A 24,824-nucleotide genomic window follows, 5' to 3' on the forward strand; every position below is an offset into this window, starting at 1 on the left:
CCTAGACGCAGCCGGTGGGCTTGGGCAGGCCAGCCATTTTGCAGGCTCCTTTACCCGGTCCGGACGGGAACAGCTCATAGATGTGCTTCAGCTTGAACCCGGTCACTTTGGACAGGATGCGGACCATGGGGGCGATGCCATTTTTCTTGTAGTAGTCCTGGAGGAATTCGATGACCTTGTTGTGCTCCGGGGTGAGTTCCTTGATGCCCTCGGAGTCCTTCACGTAGTCAACCCAATCGAGGGTCCAGTCCTCGAACTTCTGCAGGAAGCCGTCTTCGTCGACTTCGAAAGAGTGGCCTTTGTACTCGACAGTTGCCATGCGCATCCTCCTTACAGGTTGATAAAACAAGCGCCCGGGTCGTGAACCGTTGGCCGGGCGGATTCAAATGCCTCCCCGAGTGGCGGGGGGCCTCACCCATGAATCAGAGCACCCTTGATGCCCGATGGGTCGTGATTGTCAGGGCGCCGTGTGACGATCCGGCTCCCGCGTTACTTTTTAAAAGTAAGCAGCAAAAGAGGTTCTTGTCAACGATTTTCCCAAAAACAGGGGCTTATTAATTACAAAATTGTGTAATAAGTCACGATGTTGCATCAATTGTTCGGCAAATCGCGTTCGGAACCGATACGATCGAGCGCTTCCCGGGCGAACGTAATGTCGCCGTCGAGGGCCAACGCCGCGCCCAGATGATGCGCGGCCAGATCCAGCCGGCCCAGCCGTTCCTGGCACAAACCCAGGTTGGCCAGGTCCATGGCCGAGCCCGCGTCCAGGGCCAGGGCGGCCTCGAAATCCGCCGCCGCCGTCTCGTAGTCCCCGGCCTTGAAGCGACTGACGCCGCGCAGGTTGTAGTATTCCTTGACCGCCGGAGAGCTCGCGATGGCCCGGTCGAGGTGCGCGGCGAGTTCCGGGCCGAACCGTCCCAGAAGCGACAGGGCGTGGGCCTGGTAAAAGGCGGCCAGGGCCCGGTCCTCGTCGTCGGGCTGGATTTCCTCGGCTCGGGCGAAGGCGGGCAGCGCCTGTTCGGGGTCGCCCAGGCGCAGGGCGAAAATGCCTTCGAAAAAGGGGAGAAAAGGCGCGCCGGGGTAGATGTCGGCCAGATTTGCCAGTCCCGGCGCGGCAATGTGCGGCGGGGCCTGTTCGGCCAGAAGCCGGCCCGTGAAAAGCCCGAGCGACGCGTTCGGCGTGCGCTCGCGAAAGGCGAAGCCGGGCACGATGTTGTAGTTGGCGGCAAGCTCCAGGACCGGGTGGGTGGTGTCCACGGTCAAAAGCGGATGCCCCAGGGCCGAAAGGTCGGAGGCCAGGACGGCCAGCTCCTCGGCGATGTCGCCGCGTTCGAGATGCGGCAGGGATTCCAGGGAGGTGTGCGGCCCGGCAAAAAGCCAGCCGGCCTCCTCCAGGGTCACGAACTTGGGCAGGCCCGAGGCTTCGTAATTGCTGCCCGTCTCGAAGTCGCCGGCAAGCTGGGCCACTTCGGTCAGGGCCCGGATGGCGGCCTTGACCGGCGAGGCGGCGGTGCCGGCGGTGAAAACGATTTCCGAGGCGTCGGGAAAGGTGGCCGGATCGTAGGCAATGGCGGCCACCGTGGGCACGGGCATGGAAAGGGTGAAGTCCTTGAGCCATACCCGGATGCCCTCGCGGGCGAAGGCGGCCAGCAGGTAGGCCAGCACTGCGTCGGTGATCCCGGCCGTATCGATGGTGGGCAGGGTCGGGCGGTCGCGGTCGACGACCGCGCACACGTGGCGTTCCACCAGCTCGCAGGCCCCCTGGAGCACGGATTCCTCGAAGCAGTTGCCGGCCGAGGACCCGTTGAACTCGTTGAGCATTTTGAACCAGTCCAAGGGCAGAAGCACATCGCGGCCGGCGGCGATGTCCCGGGCCGGGGCGAAGCGCCAGGGGTAGAGGTCGAGCACCCGGCGAGCCGTTGCGTCGTCGATGTCCTCGCCGACGCTGTGGCGAAGAAGCGCCACCGGCGCCAGGGCCTTGCCGAACCGGGCTTCGGCCTCGGACCAGGTCGCCTCGGTGAAGCGGCTCGGATCGGCCCAGAAGGAGAAGAAGCTGAACCGCTCGGCCAGTTCCATGAGCGCCGAGGCTTCGGCTTGCTCGGGAGAAGCGCCCTTGCCCATCTGTTTGCGGGTGGGCATGACGGCCCGGGCCGTTTCGCCGCAAAGACTCATGAAGACCGGGATGCCGAGGCGTCCGGTGTCGATGCGCCGGGTTTCGGCCAGAACCCCGGTCCCAAGGCGCGAAAAGGCGGCCTTGGCCCGGGCCACGGTTTCGCTGGGGGGGCAGATCTTGTCCTGGTCGCGGACGTAGCCCTTGGGCCTTGCTGTCAGGCCGGTGCGGGCGAGAAGGCTTTTATCCATATGCGTTGCGTCCCGGGAAAATGCGCGGCGTCAGATCCGTTTGCGCGGGCGCATGCGGTAGACCTGGCACAGCTTGCGTTCGGGCTGGCCGTTTTCGGGATTTTTTTCCTTGTAGCCGATCACGCGTTCGGCCACCTCGAATTCCTTTTCGGCCGGCCCCAGAAACTTGCTGGCCCGGCGGGTGAAGTCCTTGGCCAGGACCACTTCCGCGTCCTGGGCGCTCCCGATGTGGGCCAGCAGGAACTTGAGCAGCCCCCGGTAGGTGTTTTCCAGGTAAAGCACTTCCGAGCCGAGGATGACGTCGAAGCGCCGGCCGATACGGTCGGCGGAAAAGTCGACCCGGGCCACGTCCGCCCGGTCAGCCAGGCCGTTGTGGAGGATGTTGATTTTGGAAAAAAGCAGGGCGTCGGGGTGGATATCGGTAATGAGGGCGTGAAACCCCTTTGCGGCGGCGAAAAGACCGCAGATGCCGACCCCCGCGCCGAGTTCGATCAGGGTGCGGCCCGGCCCCGGGTCCAGATGGGTGAGGAAATGCCCGAGCAGCATGGAGGCCGGCCAGATTTTGGCCCAGTACGGGAGTTCGATGGGACCGGCTCCGGCACGCTTCGCCAGTCGGTCGATCAGGGCCTCGAGGTCGGCGAGCTGGAGAATCTGCAAGGTGACGCCGCCGATGGTCACGGGTTCGAACCGGACGTCGTAGCGGGCTTTGGCCGCGTCGAGCAATTCGTCAAGGGGTGCGGAAAGGGGGACTTCTTGGCTCACGATGGCTCCCGTTTGGTATGGAAGGCCGCCAATAGCGCAAAAGCCGAAGGCTGGCAAAGAAAAAGGGCCGGCTTTGGGGCCGGCCCTCGGGATGACGAAGTGGAGCGGGAAACGGGATTTGAACCCGCGACTTCAACCTTGGCAAGGTTGCACTCTACCACTGAGTTATTCCCGCTCATGATCGGCTGTGGAGGCGGCATCCGGATTTGAACCGGAGAATGGAGGTTTTGCAGACCTCTGCCTTACCACTTGGCTATGCCGCCTCGTTTCAAAGACCCGTATTTCTACTTGCATCCGGCCCGGTTGTCAAACTTTTTCTCAATCTTTTTTGTCCGGTCCGGAGCGGCGGGGCGGCCGCCGTTGCCGAGGAAGGATTTCTGCCAAATGAGGGCCCCGCCGTCAACCGAAAATGTTCAATGGGGCATGATTAATTCTTAATATACTAAAAATATTGAACTTAATTGAACAAAGAAAAGGCCGTTTCTTCACGGCCCGGCCCGCGCTTTCCCTGGAAGATGTCGGTGGGGGCCGGTCCGGCCGGTCTGGCCGGTCCAGGAAAATAGCCCGCGAGGTCGCGGGAAAGGGGGGGGCGGGCCGTGCGGCCCGCACACCTGGGGCTGGTGGAAAAGGGCAAGGCGGGGAACAGGCGTCGCGTCCGGCCCGCAACGGGACGGAAGAGTCGGGAAGGGACGGCGGGCAGGGAAGCGGCCGCGACCCGGATGCGGGAACGGGACCGATTGTCCTGGCCACAAAAAACGCCGGGGCCTGGCGGTCCCGGCGTTCGGCTGGGGGGACAAAGAAGGCCTAGCCTTCGATAGTGATCTTCTTGGCGGTCTCGGCCGCATCCAGGGGCAACGTGATGGTCAAAACGCCCTTGTCGAAGCGGGCCTTGGCCGCATCTTCCTTCACCTTGCCCGGCAGGGGCACGCTACGGGAAAACGAGCCATAGGCGCGTTCGATGCGGTGGTAGTCGTCCTTTTTCTCTTCGTCCTCGAACTTCTTTTCGCCGCGAAGCACAAGCATGTCGTTTTCAATGGTGATTTCCACATCCTTCGGCTCGATGCCGGGCAACTCCGCCTTGACCGTCACCACGCCGTCGGCTTCGCTGACGTCCACGGCCGGGTAGCCCACGTCCTTGAAGAGATTGGGCAACGCGCCAAAAGGTTCGTTCCAGAAATCCTCCATCAAATCGGCCATGCTCATGGGCCGCTTGGTGGCCAGGGATTTTTCCCGAAGACGCGGCAAAAGACTCTTGAACATAATCCTACCTCCCATCACTATAGGATAGTGTGATTACATTTCAAAATATTGGCACGCGAATCGGTTTTGTCAAGAGAGGACCGCCACGACGGCCGACTGCGCAGCTTGCCCTTTATGCGTGCAAATTCAACGCATCGAGGGCGGCTAGGGCGTCTTTGTGCTCGTACCATTTGTAATGGAACTTGATGTCGTTGCCCATGATGCTGCCCTGGCTGGCCAGATTGAGCTTGCTGCGGATGGAGGTGCCGGATTCCTGACGATGTACGCAGGTCACCGTGCCGCAGTAAAAGACCTTCCAGCCGGCCAGGCACAGTTGCAGGTCGTGGTCCGTGTCGTCGATCTGCGAGGGCGAGTAGCGGATGTCGAAGGCCGGAGCGTCGGCAAGGGAGGCCACCCGCAGCAGGTGCTGGCAGCCCATGACCACGCGGGTTTCCCGGATCACGTCGTACAGGCCGATGTCGTATTGCTGGTAGGGTGTCGGCAGGCTTACCCGGATGGCGTCCTCGTGGGTCAGGGACACGTGGCGGTAGAGGTATTGCAGCAGCCGGTACTGCCCGGGGAAGACGACCTTGCAGCCGACGTTGCCGATGCGGGGATCGGACTCGGCCACGGTCAGCATGTGGGCCAGCCAGTCGGGTTGCAGGTAGACGTCGTCGTCGAGGAAGGCCACGTAGTCGCTTTCCCGGGTCGCCGGCTGGGCCAGCAGCCAGTTGCGGGCCGCCGGTGCGCCGATGTTGACCGGAAGGGTGATGATCTCCACCTCGTTATCCGGGAAAAGGTCCCTGGCCTTTTGGGCGACGGTCAGGCTGTCGTCGCTGCAACCGTTTAACAGCACCTTGATGCGGGCCGGGCCGATGGCGCAGCGCGACAGGCTCTCCAGGGTCTCGCCAAGGGTTTTGGCCTTGTTGAAGCTGTAGAGATAGATGCACACGCGTTTGGTGTGCACGAGATCGTGGTTGGGCTGGAAGGGCTGGCGCAGAGCGTCCAGGCGCAGGGCGTAGGGGCGTTGCCGCGGGTCGAGGGCAAAGGCCCGCTCGTAAAGGGCCATGGCCCCGTCGAGGTCCCCGGCCCGGCGCAGCATCTCCGCCGCCCGGCTCAGGGTGAAGGGGTCGTCCGCCTGTCCCTTGACCTGTTCCCACAGCGGCAGGGCGGCCGCGTCGTTACCGAGCCCGGCGTGGTGGTTGAAGAGCTTTTTTTGCCACAGCGGCGTGAGCACCTTGGGGCAACGGAAGGCGTCGAGAGCCTCGCACGGGGGCTTTCCTTCAAAATAGTCCAGGTGCAACAACATGTTGGCGTACAGCACGGCCATGGGATGGCGCGAGAGGATATTGACGCAGATGGAGCGGATTTCCGGCCCCTGATGCTTGAGCGATGCCTTGCGGATCTCGCTGAAAAGCCCGGGCTCGACGTGGGTGCCTTCGAGGACCTTGACCAGACTGCCCGCGTTGGGGGTGATGCCGGAAGCAACGGCGATGCCCAGGATATTGGTGTCGAAATTGTCGAGCTGCACGGCGGAGCGGATAGCGTGTTCCAGAAGCCCTCGGGCCTCGTCGGTGAGGTCTTTTTGGGGTTCGGCCAAAAATCTGTTGATGCAGCACACCGACATGGGGATGTCGACCTGGAACGTGTCGAGGAAATTTTTGTAATAGCGACAGGCCTGTTCCAGGTTCAGGACGGCCAGTTCACCGCCGATGCCGACGAGTTTTTCCGTTGCGCCCTGCGCCATGGTGCCTCCAAAGATTGCGTTGCAGCGGGTTTACGGCCGGGATTGGGGGGCCCTGGTTGTGGCTTAGGGCGACCGGCCTCGGGGAATAATGCCAATAAAATGCCTGGGACGCCGCGGTTATGGCTGCTGCTTGCCCGTGAGCAGGGAAAGGAGTTTCCAGCCATAATCCGACAGGTCCCCTTCGGTATCGGCCAGGAGCACCACCGCCGCCTGATCCTCGGGCGACATGAGCACCAAGGCGAAATAGCCGCCCGAGCGCCCGGCGTGCAGCACGTATTCCTTGCCGCCGAAATTCATCACGTTCCAGAAAAGCCCGATATAGAGCGTGGGAATCGAATTGACGTGCTTGCGCGGCAGCTGGGCCAGCTTCATGGACGGCAGAAGCGGCGTGGGCGTGATCCCGGTTTCGGCCGCGGCATAGGCGAGCAGATCGTTGGCCGTGGAGCGAAACGCCCCGGCCCCCTCGAGCCCCGTCACCTGCCAGTTGGGCAGGATATTGCCCGCGGCGTCGTGGCCGTGGGTCATGCGAGCCGCCTGGTCCTTGGAAAGCGTGATGGTCGTGTCGTGCATGAAAAGCGGATCGCAGAGCCGCGTTTTGACCAGCCGCTCGTAGTCCGTGTCCCACAAGCGGGCCAGCAGGTAGCCGGTGAGCCCCGCCCCGGTATTGCTGTAATAGAACTCCCGGCCGATGGGCGCGATGAGCTTGGCCGTTTTGAGGTAGTCCAGCAGCCTGGCCGTCGAATAGCCGGCCAGGGGGTTGTGGGAATCCTTGCTTGGCAGGTTGTCCGGCGCTTCGGGCAGGCCCGAGGTGTGGGTGGCCAGGTCCAGGAAACTGATCCAGTACAGCGGCGATTCCTTGGTGATGATCCCGGGCGGCAGATAGAGCCGTATGGGGTCGGTTGCGCGCACCCGGCCTTCCATGATCGCCTGGGCCAGCATTTCGCCGGTGAAGGTCTTGGTGATGGAGCCGATCTCGAAAAGCGTGCGTCCGTCCGGGGGACGGGAAAGGCGGCCTTCGCCGCCATGGCCGAAGCCATAAACGACCCGGCCGGTCGCATCGAGAAAACCGACAGCCAGCCCGTGGACCTTGCCGGTGCGGGTGAGCGTTCCCACTACCCGGGACACGGCCGTTTTCGTCGGCAGGCGGTTGGCGGCGATGGCCCGGCCGGGCAGGATGATCAGGGCCAGGGCAAGGAGGATAAGCACAAGCGGGAATGCTGGGCGCATGATCGGGCCTTTCCCCTACGCGTGGTTGCGCAGTTTGAGCTCCACGGGATGCGGATGCAGGTAATACTGGTCTTTGAGATAGGCCACGTCGTACTTGCGGGTGTAGTGGGCGAGCAGGGTGACGGGCACAATGAGCGGTAAAAGCCCGGTGCGGTACTGGGTGATAAGCTCGTGGAGTTCGGCCTTTTCATCGGCACTGAGCAGTTTTTTGAAATAGCCCGCGATATGCTCAAGCACGTTGGCGTGTTTGGCCGGGGTGGCGGTCAGGGCCAGGGCCCGCATGAGCACGGTCTCGTAGGACACGGGCAAGGCGTCGGCGGGCCAGTTCCTGGCTTCGGCCGTAAGCCGCCCCAACTGGCGGGTCATCTCCGGGCTGTGGGACATGAGCAGCAGTTTGTGGCGGGCGGTAAAGGCGACCAGCCGGGCGGGCAGGCTCGTCACCCCGTCCCCGGCCAGGGCTTTTCGCCAGCGGCTCAAGGTGAAAATGCGCTCGATGAAGTTTTCCCGGAGTTTCTCGTCATGCAGGCGTCCTTCGTCCTCGGCCGGGATCAGGGGAAAGCGGTCCATGAAGGCCCGGGCGAAAAGGCCCACGCCCTTGGGCACGGGGACCCCCTGGTCGTTATACACCTTGACCCGGGCGTAGCCGCTGGACGGGGACTTGGCTTTGAAAATATAGCCGCACAGGTTTTCCTTGGCCAGTTCTTCCACGCGCCGGGCGGCAAAGGCGCGCATGGCCTCCGTCAGGTCCAGGCCGGTTTTGATGGTGACCAGCCTTGGCGCGGCCGGATCGCCGACAAGGCGCATGGGTTCGCGCGGCACGGGCAGGCCGCATTCCACTTCCGGGCAGACGGGCACGAATTCGAAAAAACGGCCCAGCGTCTCGACGACGTAGGCGTCGCGCTTGTGGCCTCCGTCGTAGCGCACGGGCTGGCCAAGCAGGCAGGCGCTGACGCCGACGCGGATCGTTTCGGGCATGGGATTGGCCTCGACGGTGTTTTTCCCGGCTTGATCGGCGCGGGGTTAGCGGCTAAAGGCTCTGACTGACTTGCGGCACATTACGGACTTTGGGCCGCCAAGGGAAGGAGCGTACGCGACATTGGACCACGTGATAAACGGGCTTTGCCCGCCGGATACGGTGCTTTTCGATTTTGGCGGCGTGCTGGCCGAAGAGGGCTTTTTCAAGGGACTCACAGCCATTGCCGAACAGGCCGGGCGTGATCCGGCGACGGTCGTGCCCGTGGCCTACGAGATGGCCTGGAGCACGGGGTTTGTCGTCGGCGGCTGCGACGAGGCCGGATTCTGGCAGGCGTTTCGCGAGGCCACGGGCATTGCCGGCGACGACGCGGCGCTCACCGAGATGGTGCTTTCGCGTTTTACGCCCCGGCCCTTCATGTTCGCCATTGTCGACGCGGCCCGGGCCGCCGGCATGAAAACCGCCATCTTGAGCGACCAGACCACCTGGCTGCCCCGGCTCGACGCCAAGTACGACGTCTTTTCCCATTTCGACGCGGTGTTCAACAGTTATGATCACGGCGTGACCAAACGGGACGCGGCTTTTTTCGAGCTGGCCCTGGACCATCTCGGCAGCGCGCCCGCCGCCTCGATTTTTATTGACGACGCGCCGCGGAACGTGGATCTTGCCGCCTCGCTCGGCCTTCGTGCCATCCTCTATACGGACAAGGTCGCCTTTTTGCGTGACCTCGCCGCCGTCTGTCCGCTGTTTGGAGCCCTCCATGTATAATCCCCTCTGCGGCCTGGCCCGCGACGGTCTGCCGATCATCGGCCTTTTCGCCCTGGCCGCGCTCGTGTGCGCCTTGCTGCGCTGGCCGGTGCCGGCCGTGATCCTGCTTGCGGCCACCGCCTTTTCGCTGAATTTCTTCCGCGACCCCGACCGGTTTCCCCCGAGCGGCTGCGGACTGGCCGTGGCCCCGGCCGACGGCGTGGTGTGCAAGCTCGGCGAGGCTCCCGATCCCCTTTCCGGCGAGACGCGGCAGGTGGTGTGCATCTTCATGAACGTGTTCAACGTCCACGTGAACCGGTCGCCCATCGACGCCACGGTGTCGGAAGTGCGCTACATCCCCGGCAAATTTTTCAATGCCTCCTTCGACAAGGCCTCCACGGACAACGAGCGCAACATCCTTTCCCTCACCGATGCCGACGGCGGGAAATGGTCGGTGGTCCAGATCGCGGGGCTCATCGCCCGACGCATCGTGTGCAAGGCCGCCCCGGGGGACAGGCTTTCGCGCGGCGAGCGCTACGGCATGATCAAGTTCGGGTCCCGGCTTGACGTCTATTTGCCGCGTGGTTATCATCCAGCCGTGACAATGGGGCAGAAAACCACGGCCGGCGTCACGGTCCTGGCGAAAAAAGACGACTAGCCCCTGTCCGGCGGCCTTTGTATGGAAGAAAAAATGACCCAGAGTCGGGCGCGCAGGAGCGTGTATATCCTGCCCAACCTGTTTACCACGGCGAGCCTTTTCGCCGGGTTTCTGGGTGCGCTTTGGGCCATCGAGGGCAGGTTCGACATGACCGCCCTGGCCATTCTCTTCTCCTGCCTCTTCGACGGCCTCGACGGCAAGGTGGCCCGGCTCACCGGCACCAGCAGCGATTTCGGCGTCCAGTTCGATTCGCTCTCCGACCTTGTCGCCTTCGGCGTGACCCCGGCGATTCTCGTCTACCAATGGCAGCTGTCCCAGTTCGGCCGGCTCGGCATCCTGGCGGCGTTCATGCTTGTGGCCTGCGGCGCCTTGCGCCTGGCCCGGTTCAACGTCATGTCCGGGGCGACGTCGTCCTCCAAGAAGTTCTTCATCGGGCTGCCCATTCCGGCCGCCGGCTGCATGATCGCGCTCTTTTTCATGTTCGAGCGCTATCTGCCCGACGATTTCGCCGCCGTCGTCATTCCCAAAGTCTGCCTTATCCTCGTCTACCTCCTGTCCTTTCTCATGGTCAGCCGTGTGCGCTACGCCTCCTTCAAGGAATTCGGGCTGGTCAAGGCCCATCCCTTCAGCGCCATGGTCACGGCCATGCTCCTCTTCGTGGTCGTCGCCTCCGAGCCCTGGCTCATCGGCTTCCTGCTCTTCACGGCCTACCTCATCTCCGGTCCCATCTACACCTATTTCATTCTGCCGCGCCGCGCCAAGCTACGGGAGCCCCTCCAGGAGCTCTCATAATACCATCACCCCCTTTTTGACATCTCTTGTCATCGTCCGGGCCCTCGGCTACCAACACAGTCTGTTGCGCGCCGTGCGCGCTGCTTCTCCCGCGTCCATGCGGGAAACAAAGGGGAGATTTCCATGCCCGACAACAACAGGGTATTCATTTTTGATACCACGCTCCGGGACGGCGAACAGTCGCCCGGGGCCACCATGACCCGCGAGGAAAAAATCCGCATGGCCCGCCAGCTCGAAACGCTCGGCGTGGACGTGATCGAGGCCGGATTCCCGGCCGCCAGCATCGGCGATTTCGAGTCTGTTGCCGCCATTGCCCAAACCGTGACCAAGCCTGTGGTGGCCGCGCTTTGCCGGGCTTTGCCGGCGGATATCGACCGGGGCTACGAGGCCATAAAGAGCGCCAAGCGCAAGCGTATCCACACGTTTCTGGCCACCTCGCCTCTGCACATGGAGCACAAGCTCGGCAAAACGCCGGAGCAGGTGCTCCAAATGGCCGTGGCCGCCGTCAAACACGCGGTGTCCAAGGGCGATGCCGAGGTCCAGTTCTCGGCCGAGGACGCCTCGCGCTCGGAACGGGACTTTCTGGCCAAGGTCTGCACGGAGGTCATCGCGGCCGGGGCGACCATCATCAACATCCCGGACACCGTGGGCTATGCCCAGCCCGGCGAATTCGCCGACCTCATCCGCTTTTTGCTCTCCACCGTGCCGGGCGCGGACAAGGTGACCTTCGCCGTCCACTGCCACAACGATCTGGGCCTTGGCGTGGCCAACACCCTGGCCGCCCTGGAAGCCGGGGCGCGGCAGGCCGAGGTGACGCTTTCCGGCATCGGCGAGCGGGCCGGCAACGCCTCCCTCGAACAGGTCGTCATGGCGCTCAATACCCGCCCCAACTACTATCATCTGGACACCGGCATCGTGACCGAGGAGATTTTCCCCTCCTGCCGTCGTCTGTCCGGCATCATCGGCCAGCCGATCCCGCCCTATGCGCCGGTCATCGGCCGCAACGCCTTTGCCCACGAGTCCGGCATCCACCAGCACGGCGTGCTCAAGGATCGCCGCACCTACGAGATCATGACCGCCGAAAGCATCGGCCGCAAAGGCGCGGTGGTGGTGCTCGGCAAGCATTCCGGCCGCCATGCCCTGGACGCCAAGGTCAAGGAACTCAATTATACGCTCAACGATGACGAACTGAAAATCGTCTTCGACGCGGTCAAGGATCTGGCCGACCGCAAGCAGAACATCCTCGACGAGGACATCGAGGCGCTCATCCTCGAAAAGGTCCTGCGCCGGCCCGACCATTTCGCCCTGCGCCACATCTCCGTGCACTGTGGCAACGTGGAGCTTGCCCCCATGGCCGTGGTCCAGATGCTCGTGGACGGCAAGGAAGTGCGCCGGTACGCCTCCGGCTCCGGCCCGGTCGACGCCTCGTTTCACGCCGTGTGCGACGCCGTCGGCCGCAAGCCCGAGCTCGAGGAATTCCACATCAACGCCATCACCGGCGGCACCGACGCCCAGGGCGAGGTGACCGTTCGCGTGCGCGAAGGGGCGGCCACGTCCATTGGCCGAGGTGTCCACGATGATGTCATCATGGCCAGCACCCTGGCTTTCATCAATGCCCTCAACCGGTTGGCCAAAAAGGAGTAGAAGAGGATATGCCCGCAACGTTAGCAGAAAAACTTCTCCAGGCGCACAGCGACGAACAGGTCACCGGCCCCGGACAGATCGTGCGCTGCCGGCTGTCCCTGGTCCTGGCCAACGACATCACCGCGCCGCTCGCCATCAAGTCCTTCAAGAAGATGGGCGCCACCGCCGTCTTCGACAAGGACAAGGTGGCCATCGTGGCCGACCACTTCACGCCCAACAAGGACATTGCCTCGGCCGAGCAGGTGAAGGTCTGCCGCGAATTCGCCAAGGAGATGGGCATTACCCATTACTACGAGGGCGGCAATGTCGGCGTCGAACACGCGCTCTTGCCGGAACTCGGCCTTGTCGGCCCGGGCGACGTGGTCATCGGCGCGGACTCCCATACCTGCACCTACGGCGGCCTCGGGGCCTTTGCCACGGGCATGGGTTCCACGGACATCGCCGGCGGCATGGCCCTTGGCGAAACCTGGTTCAAGGTGCCGCCCACCATCCAGGTCGTGCTGACCGGCACGCTCGGCAAGTACGTCGGCGGCAAGGACCTGATGCTGGCCCTGATCGGGACCATCGGCGTCTCCGGCGCGCTCTACAAGGCCCTGGAATTCACCGGCCCGTTGGCCTCGGAGCTTTCCGTCGAGGGCCGCATGACCATGTCCAACATGGCCATCGAGGCCGGCGGCAAGGTCGGGCTTTTCGTCGCCGACGCCAAGACCCTGGACTTCGCCGCCAAGGCCGGTCGTACGGGCGATGTGCCCCTGGCCGCCGATCCGGGCGCAACCTACGAGCGCACCGTGACCATCGACGCCACCGGCATGGAAGTGCAGATCGCCTGCCCGCACCTGCCGGAAAACGTCAAGCCCGTGTCCGAAGTGGCCGGGCTGCGCATCGACCAGGCCGTCATCGGCTCCTGCACCAACGGCCGTATCGAGGACCTGCGCCAGGCCGCCGCGATCCTCAAGGGCAAGAAGGTCTCCCGCGATGTGCGCTGCATCGTGCTGCCGGCCACGCCTACGATCTGGCGTCAGGCCCTGGCCGAGGGGCTCATCGAGATCTTCATGGACGCCGGCTGCGTGGTCGGTCCCGCCACCTGCGGGCCGTGCCTCGGCGGCCATATGGGCATCCTGGCCGGCGGAGAGCGGGCCATCGCCACCACCAACCGCAACTTCAAGGGCCGCATGGGCAGTCTCGAAAGCGAAGTCTACCTGTCCGGCCCGGCCGCTGCCGCTGCTGCCGCCATCGCCGGCGAGATCATCGACCCGGCCAAGGTGTGACCAGAAGGGGCTCTGCCCCTTCTGGACTTCCCCGGCAGGGGCGCTGCCCCTGCACCCCGCCGAGGGGCCACGGGCCCCCCGGACCCCCCTTATAAGGGGATATACAGGGAATGGAGTGGAGTTGATCCTTCGATAAAAGTTTTTGGGGAGGGAGGGGCGCGGGGAGGGAACCCCTTTTTGAAAAAAGGGGTTCCCTCCCCGCACTCTCCGCCTCCTCCCCATAAGGAGCTACCTACTATGTACCATGGCAAGGCGCACAAGGTCGGGGCGCATATCGACACCGACGCCATCATACCGGCCCGGTTCCTGGTCACCACGGATATGGCCGAGCTTGGGGCCAATTGCATGGAGGGCCTGGAGCCCGGCTGGATCAAGCGGGTCAATAAGGGCGACATCATGGTCGCCGGCGAGAACTTCGGCTGTGGCTCCTCGCGCGAGCATGCGCCCGTCGCCATCTTGGGCGCGGGCATCCCGGTCGTCATCGCCCACAGCTTCGCCCGCATCTTCTACCGCAACAGCTTCAACATGGGGCTGATTCTGCTCGAGATCGGCGACGACGTGGCCAGGATCAGCGAAGGCGACGAACTTAAGGTCGATGCCGACACCGGCGTCATCGAAAACCTGACCACGGGCGAAAAAATCCAGTGCAAGCCCGTGCCGCCCTTCATGAAGGGCATCCTCGACGCCGGCGGCCTCGTGCCCTACGTCAAGGAACGCCTCGCGGCGCGTGCGTAGTCAATAAGAAGAAGAGGATAAAGGATGCCTCCGGCGGCCGGGGGAACCTTTTTTGAAAAAAAGGTTCCCCCGGACCCCCTCCATAAAACTTTTATAAGTGTTGCACGTGGTGTCGTCCGGTCCCCCCTTCCTCCGGCTGGCGCTGTCCTGGACGGTTCTCCGTCCAGGACAGCGCCAGCCGGAGGAAGGGGGGACCGGGGGGCCCATGGCCCCCCGGCGGGGTCCAGGGGCGGAGCCCCTGGCAGCCGGAGGCACACATTGTAAGGATACGTGATGCGTTACAATATCTGTGTGATGCCGGGAGACGGCATTGGTCCGGAGATCGTGGCCGAGGCCATGAAGGTGTTGAAAGCGGCGGGCAAAAAGCATGGCCTGGAATTTGGATTTACCGAGGCGGTGATCGGCGGCGCGGCCATCGACGCCACGGGAGGCCCGTTGCCTGAAAAGACTGTTGCCGCCTGCAAGGCGGCCGATGCGGTGCTTCTGGGCGCGGTCGGCGGTCCCCAGTGGGACACGCTTGATCCGGCCATCCGCCCGGAGAAGGGCCTGCTTGGCATCCGCAAGGCGCTCGGGCTTTTCGCCAACCTGCGTCCGGCCAAGCTTTTCCCCGAGCTTGCCGCCGCCTGCTGCCTGCGCCCGGACATCGTGGGCAACGGTCTTGACGTCATGGTGGTGCGGGAACTCACGGGCGGGGCCTATTTCGGCGAGCCGCGCGGCATTGAGGAGCGCGGCGGCGAGAAGGTGGGGTTCAACACCATGGTGTACGGCGAGCACGAAGTGCGCCGCATCGCCAAGGTCGGTTTCGAGACGGCCCGGAAGCGGCGTGGCAAGCTGTGCTCCGTGGACAAGGCCAACGTGCTCGACGTTTCGCGTCTGTGGCGCGCCGTGGTCCTGGAAGTGGCCAAGGACTATCCCGACGTGGAGCTTTCGCACATGTACGTGGACAACGCGGCCATGCAGCTCGTGCGCGATCCGTCCCAGTTCGACGTCATCGTGACCGAGAACCTGTTTGGCGACATCCTGTCAGACGAGGCGGCGGTCATCACCGGTTCCATCGGCATGCTGCCTTCGGCCTCGCTTGGCGAAGGCAATCCGGGCCTGTACGAGCCTATCCACGGCTCGGCTCCGGACATCGCCGGCCAGGACAAGGCCAATCCGCTGGCCACCATCCTGTCCGTGGCCATGATGCTCAAGCACTCCTTCAACGAGGCCGCGGCGGCCGACGCCATCGAGGCGGCCTGCGCCAAGGTGCTGGCCGAGGGGTATCGCACGGGCGACATCATGGAACCCGGCAAGACGCTCGTCGGCTGCAAGGCCATGGGCGATCTGGTGGTGGAGCGGCTGGCCTAACCGCCAAGCCTTTTTGAAGGGTCCGGGGGGGCTGGCCGTGGCCGCGCATGATTTTCATCGCGGCGGGGCTGGTTCTCCCGGCCTTTTTTGCGTATGCAGGGCGGCGCGTCTTGCGCGTCGCTGGCGACGTTTCCGGCGACGCGTCGCCTTCTTCGACCTTACGTGCCCCGATACCGGGCGTTTTGATGGAAGTCATGGCCAAAGTCAGTCTGCAAAATCTTTCCAAGTCCTACGGCGGCTACGATCTCTTCAAGGATTTCTCCCTGGAGATTCCCGGCGGCACGCGGTTGGCCGTTGTTGGCCAAAACGGCGCGGGCAAGTCCACGCTCCTGAAACTCATCGCCGGGGTCTCCGAACCCGACGGCGGCAAGGTGGCGCTCTCCACCGGCGCGCGCCTGGGCTACGTGGCCCAGGACATGGACGAGGCCGACCTCGGCATGGGACTTCTCGCCTGGGTCATGGCCGCGCTGCCGTCGTGGAAGGAATTCTGGGCCCGCTACGACGCGGCCGTGGCCGCCGGGGACAAGGCCGCCATGGACGCCCTGGCCCATGAGCAGGCGAGCCTGGAGCATACGCTGGGCTACAATCCCGAGCACCGGGCCAAGACCATCCTGACCGGGCTTGGCTTCGAGGAGAAGCAGCAGGCCGGGCCTTTGTCGGCGCTTTCCGGCGGCTGGCGGGAGCGGGCCAAGCTGGCCCGGGTGCTGACGGCCGGGGCCGACGTGCTGCTCCTTGACGAACCCACCAACCACCTGGACCTTGAGGCCGTGTCCTGGCTCGAATCGTTTCTGTGCGCCTTTCCCGGCGTGCTCATCTTCGTGGCCCACGACCGGATTTTTCTCGACCGGGTGGCGACGCACACGCTGTTCATGGGCGATGTGAAGCCCATTTGGCGTCCAGGCTCTTTTTCCGAGTTCCTGGTCTGGCGCGAGGAGATGGACAAGCAGTGGGAGCGGCAGGCTGCGGCCATCGACAACAAGATCAAGCAGCACAGCGCCTTTGTCGATCGTTTTCGCTACAAGGCCACCAAGGCCCGGCAGGCCCAAAGCAAGCTCAAGAACGTGGACAAGCTGGAAAAGGAGATGGCGGCGCTCAAAAGCGAGCGGCCGGACGTGCGGGCCAAGACCCTCAATTTCACCCTGCCCGAGCCCGAGAAGTCCGACAAGACCGTGGCCGCCGCCGCCGACCTGGCCTATACCTATCCCGGCCGGGACCCCATCTGGCCGCCGCTGACCTTTCAGCTTTTTCGCGGCCAGAAAGTGGCGCTGGTCGGGCACAACGGCGCGGGCAAAACCACGCTGTTGAAGCTGGTGGTCGGGGCGCTTAAGCCCCTTGCCGGCCGCGTCCTTCTCGGCACGGGCGTCAAGCTCGGCTATTTCAGCCAGCACCAGACCGAGGTGCTGCAAAAAGACGCCCTGGTCATGTCCGAAATGAAGCGCATGGCCGGCCCCAGGGCCACCCATCTGGAAGTCTGCTCCATCCTGGGGTTGTTTCTTTTGGGCGAGGATTACTGGGAGCGGCGGGTGTCCGAGCTTTCCGGCGGCGAGAAATCGCGGCTGGTGCTGGCCGGGCTTTTTTCGGCCCGGGCCAACTTTCTGGTGCTCGACGAACCCACCAACCACCTGGACCTGGAAAGCCGCGAAGCGCTGGTGCGGGCGCTTTCCGAGTACTCGGGGGCCATTCTCATGGTCGCCCACGACCGCTATCTGCTGCGCGAGGTGGCGGCCGAGGTCTGGTCCGTCGGCGAGGACGGCATCACCGTTTATGAAGACGGCTTCGCCGGTTACGAGGCCGCCCAGGCCGGGCAAATGCAGGAAAACGCCTGCCTTGTGGACGAAGCCGCGGAGCCGACCAAGGCCTCACCCACCAAGGCCTCCCGTCAGGAGGACAAGGAACGCAAGCGCCGCGTGGCCGAGCAGCGAAACACGCTCTACCGCGACATCAAGCCCAAGCGCGATGCCTACGACAAGCTTGAGGCCGAGCTGGAAACGCTTCTCGCCAAGCAGTCCGAGGTGGAGGCCGTCATGGCCGATCCCGAGACCTATGCGAAGCGTGAGCTTTTTTCCCAGCTCAGCAAGGAATACGGGACCCTGTCCCATGCGTCCGAGGAACTGCTCGCCCGCATGGCGGTCCTGGAAGAGGAAATCGCCGACCTGGAGGCCCGACGGGCCGCCTTGCTGGAGTCCGCATGAACTGTGCGCCGAAGAACGTGACGGTCGTTGCCGCCATCATCTGGAAGGATGGTCGGTATCTGGGGGTCAAGCGCCCCGAAGGCAAACCCATGGCCGGGGAGTACGAATTCCCGGGCGGCAAGGTCGAGCCCGACGAATCCATCCGGGCCGCCCTGATGCGGGAATTAAGTGAAGAATTGGACATAACCCCTACCGCAATTGCCTTTTTCAAGGAAAAAGAGCATGCCTACCTCCATATTGCGGTGCATTTGCACTTTTTCCATATCCGGGCTTACGAGGGTGAGATCAAACCCCTGGAAGGCCAGGAAATGGAATGGCTGACGCCGCAGGAGGGCGCATCGAGACCTTTTCTCGAAGCGGACAAGGAGATTGTGGAGCAACTGGCGGTCCTCGGCGACGCCGTCTTGCAGTAACTCTTTTCTTCATAAGGAAAAGTCTCCCACACCCATTGCCCCTTTAAAAGTTTTTGAGGGAAAGGGGGGGCCGGGGGGGAAAACCCCCTTTTTTCAAAAAGGGGGTTTTCCCCCCCGGTCTTCACTCTCTCCTTCTTCTCCCCCATAGCCGAAGGAGACTGCGTGCGCATCAAGGAGCTTATCCAGGCGAAGCGGCCTTTCGTGTCCCTGGAATTTTTTCCGCCCAAGCAGCGTGAGGCCTGGGTCGGCTTTTTCGAGGTGGTGGAGCGGCTCCTTCCGGTCCATCCCCTGTTCGTGTCCGTGACCTACGGCGCGGGCGGCAGCACCCATGCCCATACCCTGGAGATCGTCTCCCGGCTCAAGACCGCCTACGGCCTCGAGCCCATGGCCCATCTGACCTGCGTCGGGGCCAGCCGGGAAAAGATTCGGGGATTTTTGGACGCCCTGGCCGAGGCCGGTGTCGACAACGTGCTGGCCTTGCGGGGTGATCCGCCCAAGGGCCAGGGGGATTTCGTTCCCGATTCCGACGACTTCCAACACGCGTCCGACCTGGTGTCGTTTATCCGCCAGGAACGTCCCGGGCTCGGCATCGGCGTGGCCGGGTATCCCGAGTGCCATCCCGCGGCCGTCTCGCCCGAAGCCGACCTGGAATTTTTGCGCCAAAAGATCTGTCTGGGCGGCGACTTCGTGGTCAGCCAGCTTTTTTTCGACAACGACGCCTATTTCGGCTTCGTGGACAAGTGCCGCGCCGCCGGCATCGACGTGCCGATCATACCGGGCGTGCTGCCGGTGATGAGCCTTGCCAGCATCAAGCGGTTGGTCGGGCTGTGCGGGGCCCATCTGCCGCCGGCCTATCTGGCCGAACTCGAACGGGCCGACGCGGCCGGCGGCAATGCGGCCGTGGCCGAAGCGGGCATCGCCTACGCGCGCAAGCAGGCGCAGGACCTCATTGCCCGGGGCGCGCCGGGGGTGCATCTCTACACCCTCAACAAGGCCGAGGCTGTGCTGTCCATCGTGGCCGGTCTCGATCTGTAATATGATAATTTCATTCGATAAAATTCTGGCGTTTCCCCAAGGGATCGCCTAGATAAAGATTCCGTGATTTTTCCTTGCGGGCGGTCCGGGAGAGGCAGTGCCTCCCCTGGGCGCCGGAGGCTTTTTATAACCGACATTGGAGGACCGTATGGGCAGGGGCGAATGGGTTGTGGCCGTGGCCGGGGCCACGGGAGCCGTGGGACGTGAGATGCTCAAGACCCTCGAACAGCGCGAGTTTCCGGCCAAGACCGTCAAGGCTCTGGCGTCCTCGCGTTCGGCCGGCACCACCGTGCCGTATGCCGGCGGCGAACTGACCGTCGAGGAGATGACCGAGAAATCTTTTGAGGGCGTGGATATCGCCCTGTTTTCGGCCGGCGGTTCCACTTCGAAAAAATTTGCGCCCTTTGCCGTCAAATCCGGCTGCGTGGTCATCGACAACTCCAGCGCCTGGCGCATGGACCCGGAAGTGCCGCTGGTCGTGCCCGAGGTCAATCCCGACGACGTCGACTGGCACAAGGGCATCATCGCCAACCCCAACTGCTCGACCATCCAGATGGTGGTGGCGCTCAAACCCCTGCACGACGCGGCCAGGATCAAGCGCGTGATCGTGTCCACCTACCAGGCTGTTTCCGGCACCGGCCAGAAGGCCATCACCGAACTGGAAACCCAGGTGCGGCAGCTCTTCAATATGAAGGACCCCGAAGCCAAGGTCTACCCGTACCAGATCGCGTTTAACTGTCTGCCCCAGATCGACGTCTTCTCCGAAGGTGACTACACCTTCGAGGAGATCAAGATGATTAAGGAAACCAACAAGATCATGGGCGACGACTCGATCAGGGTGACGGCCACCACCGTGCGCGTGCCGGTCTTTTACGGCCACAGCGAGTCGGTCAATATCGAGACGGAAAAGAAGCTGACCGCCAAGGACGCCCGCGTCATCCTGTCCCAGGCCCCGGGCATCACGGTCTACGACAACCCGTCCGAGAAGATCTACCCCATGCCGATCCACGCCGCCGGCGAGGACGACGTGTTCGTGGGCCGTATCCGCGAGGACAACACCATCGACAACGGCCTGCACCTCTGGATCGTGGCCGACAACATCCGCAAGGGTGCGGCGCTCAATGCCGTGCAGATCGCCGAGCTCATCATCGCCCGCGACAAGGTGGGCGTGCCCGCCTAGATTTCCCTGCCCAAAAGAGGCAAGGGAGCGGGGGAAACATCCTATATGGTGTTTCCCCCGTCTTTTTTTATGAAGGAGTACCCCATGCCCGCTATCGTCGATGTCGATGCCTACGTCTCCCGCCTGCTCGCCGCGCCGCGCCCCGGCGGCGAAAATGTTCTGGCCTACTACGACCACCGCCTGGGCGTCATCGGCACGGACCCGCGTCTGATGCTCATCCCCTTGGACGACCACCTCGTCCACCGGGGCGACGGCGTTTTCGAAACGCTCAAATACATCGATCGCAAGCTGTATCAGGTGGCACCCCATTTCGCTCGCATGGAACGCTCGGCAAAAGCCATCTTCCTCGAACCGCCCTGCCCCTGGGACGAGGTCGCCGACCTCACCCTCGACGTGTGCCGGGCCGGTGGTTCGGATATCGGCATGGTGCGCGTCATCGTCGGACGCGGCCCCGGCAGCTTCGGTATCGACCCCGCCGATTGCCCGACCCCGAGCCTCACCATCGTGGCCTACAAATACCACCCCCGCTCGGATGCCTCCTTTGCCAAGGGCGTCACCGCCTTCCGTACCTCCATCCCGGCCAAACAGAATTACCTGGCCCGCATCAAATCCATCGACTACCTGCCCAACGTGCTCATGAAGCGCGAAGCCACCCAGCGCGGCGAGGATTATCCCGTCTGCTACGACGACAAGGGATTTCTGGCCGAAGGCGCCACCGAGAACATCTGCATCGTCGACGCCGCCGGACGCCTCGTCGTGCCGGAGCTCAACAACGCCCTGACCGGAACCACCCTCATGCGCGCTGTGGAACTCTTGAAAAACGAAGTCGAAGTCGTCTTCGCCGGTATCCGCGAAGAAGATATCGCCCCGGCCAAGGAAATGTTTATCCTCGGCACCACCAATGATTGCCTGAGCATCATCCGCTACAACGGCAGCCCCATCGCCGACGGCCGGCCCGGCCCCGTCTCCAAGCGCATCAAGTCCCTGATCCTCGCCGACATCGCCGCCAACGGCACGCCGTTTTAGGCGATGCACTGTTGGCTAGGCAGGGGAGGCTCTGCCTCCCCTGCACCCCTCCGCCGGGGGACTTGATGTCCCCCGGACCCCCTTTTACCGGGTTGGGATGATGGATGGAGGGGAAGGTGTGCGGTGTTGGTTGGGTTGATCTTGTTGCCGCAATCGGCCCGGCGGCACGAGGCGCGTTGCGCCTCCATCTTCTCCACACTCCGCCTTTCCGCCCGCCAACCCTGCTCCCGCCCAGCCAAAGCACACCGGAAGGGGGGCCCGGGGGGCCCATGGCCTCCCGGCGGGGTGCAGGGGCAGAGCCCCTGCCGGGTCAGGGCAGAGCCCTCCCGCTCGCTAGCCGCTACGACGGGCTGACGAGGATGACGACGCGGCGGTTCTTGGCCTGATTCTCGGGGATGGGGCGGCCTGCTTCGTCGTCGTTGGGGGCGACGGGCTGGGTATCGGCCAATCCTTCCACGCGTAGGTGGTTGCGGGGCACGCCGCCGTCGATGAGGAACCGGGCCACGCGGCTGGCGCGGGCGGAGGACAGTTCCCAGTTGGAGGGGTAGAGCCAGGATTCGATGGGCAGGTTGTCGGTGTGTCCCTCGACGGTCACCTTGTAGGGCGTACCGGCCAGGGTCGCGGCGATATCGCGCAAAAGCGGCATGGCGGCGGGTTTGATTTCGGCGCTGGCCAGGTCGAAGAAGGCCGCGCCGCGCAGGTTGAGTTCCACGCCGTTTTCGCGGGGCACGATCTCCACCGCGCTGGTGTCGAGGCCGAGTTTGGCGGTCAGTTCCTTGCGGATATCTTCCAGGCTTTTCCGGGTCGGGCCGGTGCGTTCGGTTTCGGGAGCCGGTTGTTCGGCCTTGGCCGATTCGGGTTTTGGGGGCTGGTCAGTGGGTGTGGCCGGCTTGGCCGGGGCGGGTTCGGTTTTTTTCTGGACCAGGGGCGGAACGGGCTCGCTGGCAAGGGTGGTGTGGCTGACCTTGGAGCGCACCATTTGCGGCGGCGTTTCGGGCTTGGGCTGGGGTTTGGGCGGAGCGGTCTTTTTGACCACGGGTTCGGGTGCGGTCTTTTTCTGTTTGGGGGCGAGCTTGTCGGTTACCATGGCCTTTTGCATGGAATCGGCCACCCGTTCGTAACGGTTGAGGTCCACGTGGGACACGGCCACGATGAGCAGGAAAAAGCACAGCAGCAGCGTCATCATGTCGGCCAGGGAGATGGGCCAGAGGTCCTCGTCGTCATGATGCATCTTGCGCAGATCGGAGACGTTGAGCACGCCTGGCCGCTTGCGGATGTTCATAGGTATTCCTTGGCGCTGAAGGGGCTTATGCCTCCTCGTGCTCGATGGCGACCCAGCGCCGGGTCGGCAGGTAGGCCTTGAGCTTGTCGAGTACGATGGCGGCCGGGGTCTTGTCCTTGATGAAGAGTGTGCCGTCGCGGATGACGCACATGAGGATGACGCGTTCCTCGATGCGTTTTTCCACTTTGACGGCGATGGGCAGGAAAATCAGATTGGCCAGCAGGATGCCGTAGAGGGTGGTGGTCAGGGCCACGGCCATGTGCGCGCCGAGGTTTCCCAGGCCTACGCTCATGGACTGCATCATGCCGATGAGCCCGATCAGCGTGCCGATGATGCCGTAGGCCGGGGAGAGCTTGGCCATGGTGCGGTAGATGCCGGCCGAGGACAGTTCCTGCTGGTAGGTCTGCTCGATGCGGGTGTCGAGGATCTCCTGGATTTCCTCCCGGGAGTAGCCGTCCACGAGCATTTGGATGGCGCTTTGCAGAAATTCGTTTTCGATACCGGGAAGGGCCATTTCGAGCTGGATGCGGCCCCGGGTCGAAGCCTGCTTGGCGATGTGCACGATGGCGTCGATGTAGTGGTCGGTGGGCAGCTCCTCGCGCTTGAGCGCCACGAGGAAGGTGTTGAACACCCGCATGACTTCCTTGAGAGGAAAGCAGATGAAGGTGGAGGCCAGGGTGCCGCCGAGCACGATGGCCAGGCCCGGGATGTTGACGAAAACGCCGGCGCTGTCCGTGGAGAGCACGGTGGCGAAGGTGAGGATGGCGATGCCGAAGACGATGCCGATGACGGTTGCGATATTCACGAAGCCAGTCCCTTGATGGTCTTGATGCGCTCGATCAATTCCTTTTCCACATCGGCCGCCTCGTCCTCGTCGGGGTCGACCATGGCCGAGGCTTCCTCGCGCACCACGGCGGCGATTTTCCTGGACAGATTCTTGAGGATTTTTTCCCGGGCCGCCTCGCCGGCCATGGCCAGGGCCACGGCGACCTTATGGAAGCCCAGGGCCGAAAAGGCTTCCTGGAGGGTGGCGTTGTCCACGGCGGTGATGTCGTCCACGCGTTCGAGGTCGGCGGCGGTGAGGCGCGGGCGGCGGGCCTGTTTGAAAAACTCCGGCCCCATCTGCTCGATATAGCCCCTGGCCTTGGCTTTGTGGAAGAAAAACAGGTCCTGGGGAATTTCCTGGTAGGCGAGCTTCTTGTAAATGATGTCCGGCGTGGAGCCGGCTTCCCGGGCAAAGGCGGCCAGATCGCAAAATTCCAGGTCCACCATGGGTCGCGACGGGTCGCTAAAGTCCCGGGCCACATTTTTGGCCACGCTTAAAAACGTGTCCGGGTCGGTCAGGCGCACGGTCTTGTCCTTGACGAAGGCCGTGCCGGGCCTGGACGTGCCGAGCAGCGGGTTCTTGCGGGCGAAGCTGGCCTTGATGTCGGTCAGGGAAACCAGATGCAGTTTGGCCAGGCGCGCGAAAACGGCGTCGATCTCGATCTGGTTGAGCAGCACGATGTCCTTGATGGTGGTCGAAAGCTCGGCGTAGCTGAGTTCCTTGGCCTTTCCGGTCCCGGGGGCGGCCTGCCAGCACAGCGCCGTCACCCGGCACACGGACAGGAAGGCGTTGCCCGAGGGGCGGTCGGTAACCTGGGCGACGAGCGTCTTGGCATGGTCGACCAGGTAGCCGGTCAGGAGTTGGACCGGGCGGGGGCTCCGTTGCAGCATGGTGTGGATGAGGTTGCTGTCGCACACCATGGCTTCGGTAAATTCCAGGGCTTCGGCCGAGCTGGAGCGAGGGGCGGCGGTCATCACGCCCATCTCGCCGACCATTTCGCCCGGCCCGCGTTCGCCGAGCACCACCCGCTTGTTGTTGACGACCCGGTAGATGGCCACCCGGCCTTTCTTGATGATATAGGCCACCTCGCTCGGCTGGCCCTCGCGAAAAAGGATGGCCCCCTTGTGGAAGGTCCGCAAGGTGGCGTCGTCGTGGTCGTCTTCGAGGTCGAGGTCTTGTCGCATGCCCATCCTCGGTGTTGGCGCTCGTGGCTGGCTGCGTCCGGTCGGACGGCCGGCTGATCCACACTACGGACAACCCCGGGCAAGTTCAAGGACTCCGGGCGGCAGGCGGCGCAATTCCCGGTGCCCGGGGCGGTTATTTTACAAGGCAGGGCAAAGACGGTACAAGCCGGCCATCTTTTGGCG

Annotated in this window: 22 protein-coding genes and 2 tRNA genes; 12 read left to right on the forward strand and 12 right to left on the reverse strand. The window is 63.7% G+C overall.

The genetic code is table 11. The features are described from left to right. Position 1 precedes the first annotated feature (1 nt). The 9 genes from K9F62_14705 to K9F62_14745 all read right to left on the reverse strand — a co-directional run bounded on the left by K9F62_14705 (position 2) and on the right by K9F62_14745 (position 8,311). Positions 2-319 (reverse strand): TusE/DsrC/DsvC family sulfur relay protein, encoded by a 318-nt coding sequence (locus tag K9F62_14705; protein UJX39959.1) that lies wholly within the window; start codon positions 317-319, stop codon positions 2-4. Between the two features lie 272 nt (positions 320-591). Then, positions 592-2,361, reverse strand: coding sequence for a YcaO-like family protein (locus K9F62_14710; protein ID UJX39960.1), 1,770 nt, complete (start codon positions 2,359-2,361; stop codon positions 592-594). A 30-nt stretch (positions 2,362-2,391) separates the two neighbouring features. Continuing rightward, positions 2,392-3,123 (reverse strand): methyltransferase, encoded by a 732-nt coding sequence (locus K9F62_14715; protein ID UJX39961.1) that lies wholly within the window; start codon positions 3,121-3,123, stop codon positions 2,392-2,394. A 100-nt stretch (positions 3,124-3,223) separates the two neighbouring features. Beyond that, positions 3,224-3,298, reverse strand: a tRNA-Gly gene (locus tag K9F62_14720). 13 nt (positions 3,299-3,311) lie between these two features. Continuing rightward, positions 3,312-3,386 (reverse strand) — tRNA-Cys (locus tag K9F62_14725). A 541-nt stretch (positions 3,387-3,927) separates the two neighbouring features. Beyond that, positions 3,928-4,383, reverse strand: coding sequence for an Hsp20/alpha crystallin family protein (locus K9F62_14730; protein UJX39962.1), 456 nt, complete (start codon positions 4,381-4,383; stop codon positions 3,928-3,930). A 112-nt stretch (positions 4,384-4,495) separates the two neighbouring features. Continuing rightward, complete coding sequence (locus tag K9F62_14735) at positions 4,496-6,109, reverse strand: glycosyltransferase (protein UJX39963.1); 1,614 nt, start codon at positions 6,107-6,109, stop codon at positions 4,496-4,498. Positions 6,110-6,226: 117 nt separating this feature from the next. Beyond that, on the reverse strand, positions 6,227-7,336 hold the full coding sequence (locus K9F62_14740) for a beta-lactamase family protein (protein UJX39964.1): 1,110 nt from the start codon (positions 7,334-7,336) through the stop codon (positions 6,227-6,229). 15 nt (positions 7,337-7,351) lie between these two features. Then, positions 7,352-8,311: a DUF523 and DUF1722 domain-containing protein gene (locus K9F62_14745; GenBank protein ID UJX39965.1), complete on the reverse strand. Its 960-nt coding sequence runs from the start codon at positions 8,309-8,311 to the stop codon at positions 7,352-7,354. Positions 8,312-8,432: 121 nt separating this feature from the next. Here K9F62_14745 and K9F62_14750 point away from each other — a divergent pair, with 121 nt between their 5' ends. From K9F62_14750 to K9F62_14805, 12 genes are all read left to right on the forward strand, one after another. Then, positions 8,433-9,077 (forward strand): HAD family phosphatase, encoded by a 645-nt coding sequence (locus tag K9F62_14750; protein UJX39966.1) that lies wholly within the window; start codon positions 8,433-8,435, stop codon positions 9,075-9,077. After that, complete coding sequence (locus K9F62_14755) at positions 9,070-9,714, forward strand: phosphatidylserine decarboxylase family protein (protein UJX39967.1); 645 nt, start codon at positions 9,070-9,072, stop codon at positions 9,712-9,714. Before K9F62_14750 ends, K9F62_14755 begins: the two co-directional genes overlap by 8 nt. A gap of 21 nt (positions 9,715-9,735) precedes the next feature. Continuing rightward, a complete protein-coding gene (pssA, locus tag K9F62_14760) occupies positions 9,736-10,506 on the forward strand; it encodes a CDP-diacylglycerol--serine O-phosphatidyltransferase (protein UJX39968.1) in 771 nt (256 codons plus the stop codon). Positions 10,507-10,629: 123 nt separating this feature from the next. Further along, positions 10,630-12,150 (forward strand): 2-isopropylmalate synthase, encoded by a 1,521-nt coding sequence (locus K9F62_14765; GenBank protein ID UJX39969.1) that lies wholly within the window; start codon positions 10,630-10,632, stop codon positions 12,148-12,150. Between the two features lie 8 nt (positions 12,151-12,158). Continuing rightward, the gene (leuC, locus tag K9F62_14770; protein UJX39970.1) at positions 12,159-13,418 is read left to right on the forward strand and encodes a 3-isopropylmalate dehydratase large subunit; all 1,260 of its coding nucleotides are present in this window, start codon (positions 12,159-12,161) and stop codon (positions 13,416-13,418) included. Positions 13,419-13,655: 237 nt separating this feature from the next. Next, positions 13,656-14,153, forward strand: a complete 498-nt coding sequence (locus K9F62_14775; protein ID UJX39971.1) for a 3-isopropylmalate dehydratase small subunit — start codon at positions 13,656-13,658, stop codon at positions 14,151-14,153. 273 nt (positions 14,154-14,426) lie between these two features. Further along, positions 14,427-15,503 (forward strand): 3-isopropylmalate dehydrogenase, encoded by a 1,077-nt coding sequence (gene leuB / locus K9F62_14780; GenBank protein ID UJX39972.1) that lies wholly within the window; start codon positions 14,427-14,429, stop codon positions 15,501-15,503. Between the two features lie 194 nt (positions 15,504-15,697). Next, positions 15,698-17,695 (forward strand): ABC-F family ATP-binding cassette domain-containing protein, encoded by a 1,998-nt coding sequence (locus K9F62_14785; protein ID UJX39973.1) that lies wholly within the window; start codon positions 15,698-15,700, stop codon positions 17,693-17,695. After that, a complete protein-coding gene (locus tag K9F62_14790) occupies positions 17,692-18,108 on the forward strand; it encodes a (deoxy)nucleoside triphosphate pyrophosphohydrolase (protein ID UJX39974.1) in 417 nt (138 codons plus the stop codon). Before K9F62_14785 ends, K9F62_14790 begins: the two co-directional genes overlap by 4 nt. Before the next feature lie 162 nt (positions 18,109-18,270). Next, a complete protein-coding gene (gene metF / locus K9F62_14795; GenBank protein ID UJX39975.1) occupies positions 18,271-19,143 on the forward strand; it encodes a methylenetetrahydrofolate reductase [NAD(P)H] in 873 nt (290 codons plus the stop codon). A gap of 148 nt (positions 19,144-19,291) precedes the next feature. Further along, positions 19,292-20,323 (forward strand): aspartate-semialdehyde dehydrogenase, encoded by a 1,032-nt coding sequence (locus K9F62_14800; protein UJX39976.1) that lies wholly within the window; start codon positions 19,292-19,294, stop codon positions 20,321-20,323. 84 nt (positions 20,324-20,407) lie between these two features. Then, on the forward strand, positions 20,408-21,349 hold the full coding sequence (locus tag K9F62_14805; GenBank protein UJX39977.1) for an aminotransferase class IV: 942 nt from the start codon (positions 20,408-20,410) through the stop codon (positions 21,347-21,349). Positions 21,350-21,689: 340 nt separating this feature from the next. Here K9F62_14805 and K9F62_14810 read toward each other — a convergent pair whose 3' ends face one another. From K9F62_14810 to K9F62_14820, 3 genes are read right to left on the reverse strand one after another with little or no spacing between them, the layout of a single operon-like run. Continuing rightward, positions 21,690-22,607 carry an OmpA family protein gene (locus tag K9F62_14810; protein UJX43214.1) on the reverse strand — a complete coding sequence of 306 codons (918 nt, stop codon included), beginning with the start codon at positions 22,605-22,607 and terminating at the stop codon, positions 21,690-21,692. A 49-nt stretch (positions 22,608-22,656) separates the two neighbouring features. Continuing rightward, positions 22,657-23,436 (reverse strand): MotA/TolQ/ExbB proton channel family protein, encoded by a 780-nt coding sequence (locus K9F62_14815; GenBank protein UJX39978.1) that lies wholly within the window; start codon positions 23,434-23,436, stop codon positions 22,657-22,659. After that, positions 23,433-24,641 (reverse strand): cyclic nucleotide-binding domain-containing protein, encoded by a 1,209-nt coding sequence (locus K9F62_14820; protein UJX39979.1) that lies wholly within the window; start codon positions 24,639-24,641, stop codon positions 23,433-23,435. The genes K9F62_14815 and K9F62_14820 overlap by 4 nt, the downstream gene beginning before the upstream one ends. Between the last annotated feature and the right edge of the window lie 183 nt (positions 24,642-24,824).

Source organism: Desulfovibrio sp. JY, from assembly GCA_021730285.1.
Classification (GTDB): Bacteria; Desulfobacterota; Desulfovibrionia; order Desulfovibrionales; family Desulfovibrionaceae; genus Solidesulfovibrio.

What these genes read in the sequence shown, in the direction of transcription:
- K9F62_14735 (UJX39963.1), bottom strand. Translation starts at nt 6,109, where the DNA reads ATGGCGCAGGGCGCAACGGAAAAACTCGTCGGCATCGGCGGTGAACTG.
- K9F62_14755 (UJX39967.1), top strand. Translation starts at nt 9,070, where the DNA reads ATGTATAATCCCCTCTGCGGCCTGGCCCGCGACGGTCTGCCGATCATC.
- K9F62_14785 (UJX39973.1), top strand. Translation starts at nt 15,698, where the DNA reads ATGGCCAAAGTCAGTCTGCAAAATCTTTCCAAGTCCTACGGCGGCTAC.
- K9F62_14800 (UJX39976.1), top strand. Translation starts at nt 19,292, where the DNA reads ATGGGCAGGGGCGAATGGGTTGTGGCCGTGGCCGGGGCCACGGGAGCC.
- K9F62_14790 (UJX39974.1), top strand. Translation starts at nt 17,692, where the DNA reads ATGAACTGTGCGCCGAAGAACGTGACGGTCGTTGCCGCCATCATCTGG.
- K9F62_14765 (UJX39969.1), top strand. Translation starts at nt 10,630, where the DNA reads ATGCCCGACAACAACAGGGTATTCATTTTTGATACCACGCTCCGGGAC.
- leuC (UJX39970.1), top strand. Translation starts at nt 12,159, where the DNA reads ATGCCCGCAACGTTAGCAGAAAAACTTCTCCAGGCGCACAGCGACGAA.
- K9F62_14740 (UJX39964.1), bottom strand. Translation starts at nt 7,336, where the DNA reads ATGCGCCCAGCATTCCCGCTTGTGCTTATCCTCCTTGCCCTGGCCCTG.
- K9F62_14705 (UJX39959.1), bottom strand. Translation starts at nt 319, where the DNA reads ATGGCAACTGTCGAGTACAAAGGCCACTCTTTCGAAGTCGACGAAGAC.
- K9F62_14745 (UJX39965.1), bottom strand. Translation starts at nt 8,311, where the DNA reads ATGCCCGAAACGATCCGCGTCGGCGTCAGCGCCTGCCTGCTTGGCCAG.
- K9F62_14730 (UJX39962.1), bottom strand. Translation starts at nt 4,383, where the DNA reads ATGTTCAAGAGTCTTTTGCCGCGTCTTCGGGAAAAATCCCTGGCCACC.
- K9F62_14820 (UJX39979.1), bottom strand. Translation starts at nt 24,641, where the DNA reads ATGCGACAAGACCTCGACCTCGAAGACGACCACGACGACGCCACCTTG.
- leuB (UJX39972.1), top strand. Translation starts at nt 14,427, where the DNA reads ATGCGTTACAATATCTGTGTGATGCCGGGAGACGGCATTGGTCCGGAG.
- K9F62_14710 (UJX39960.1), bottom strand. Translation starts at nt 2,361, where the DNA reads ATGGATAAAAGCCTTCTCGCCCGCACCGGCCTGACAGCAAGGCCCAAG.
- pssA (UJX39968.1), top strand. Translation starts at nt 9,736, where the DNA reads ATGGAAGAAAAAATGACCCAGAGTCGGGCGCGCAGGAGCGTGTATATC.
- K9F62_14775 (UJX39971.1), top strand. Translation starts at nt 13,656, where the DNA reads ATGTACCATGGCAAGGCGCACAAGGTCGGGGCGCATATCGACACCGAC.
- K9F62_14805 (UJX39977.1), top strand. Translation starts at nt 20,408, where the DNA reads ATGCCCGCTATCGTCGATGTCGATGCCTACGTCTCCCGCCTGCTCGCC.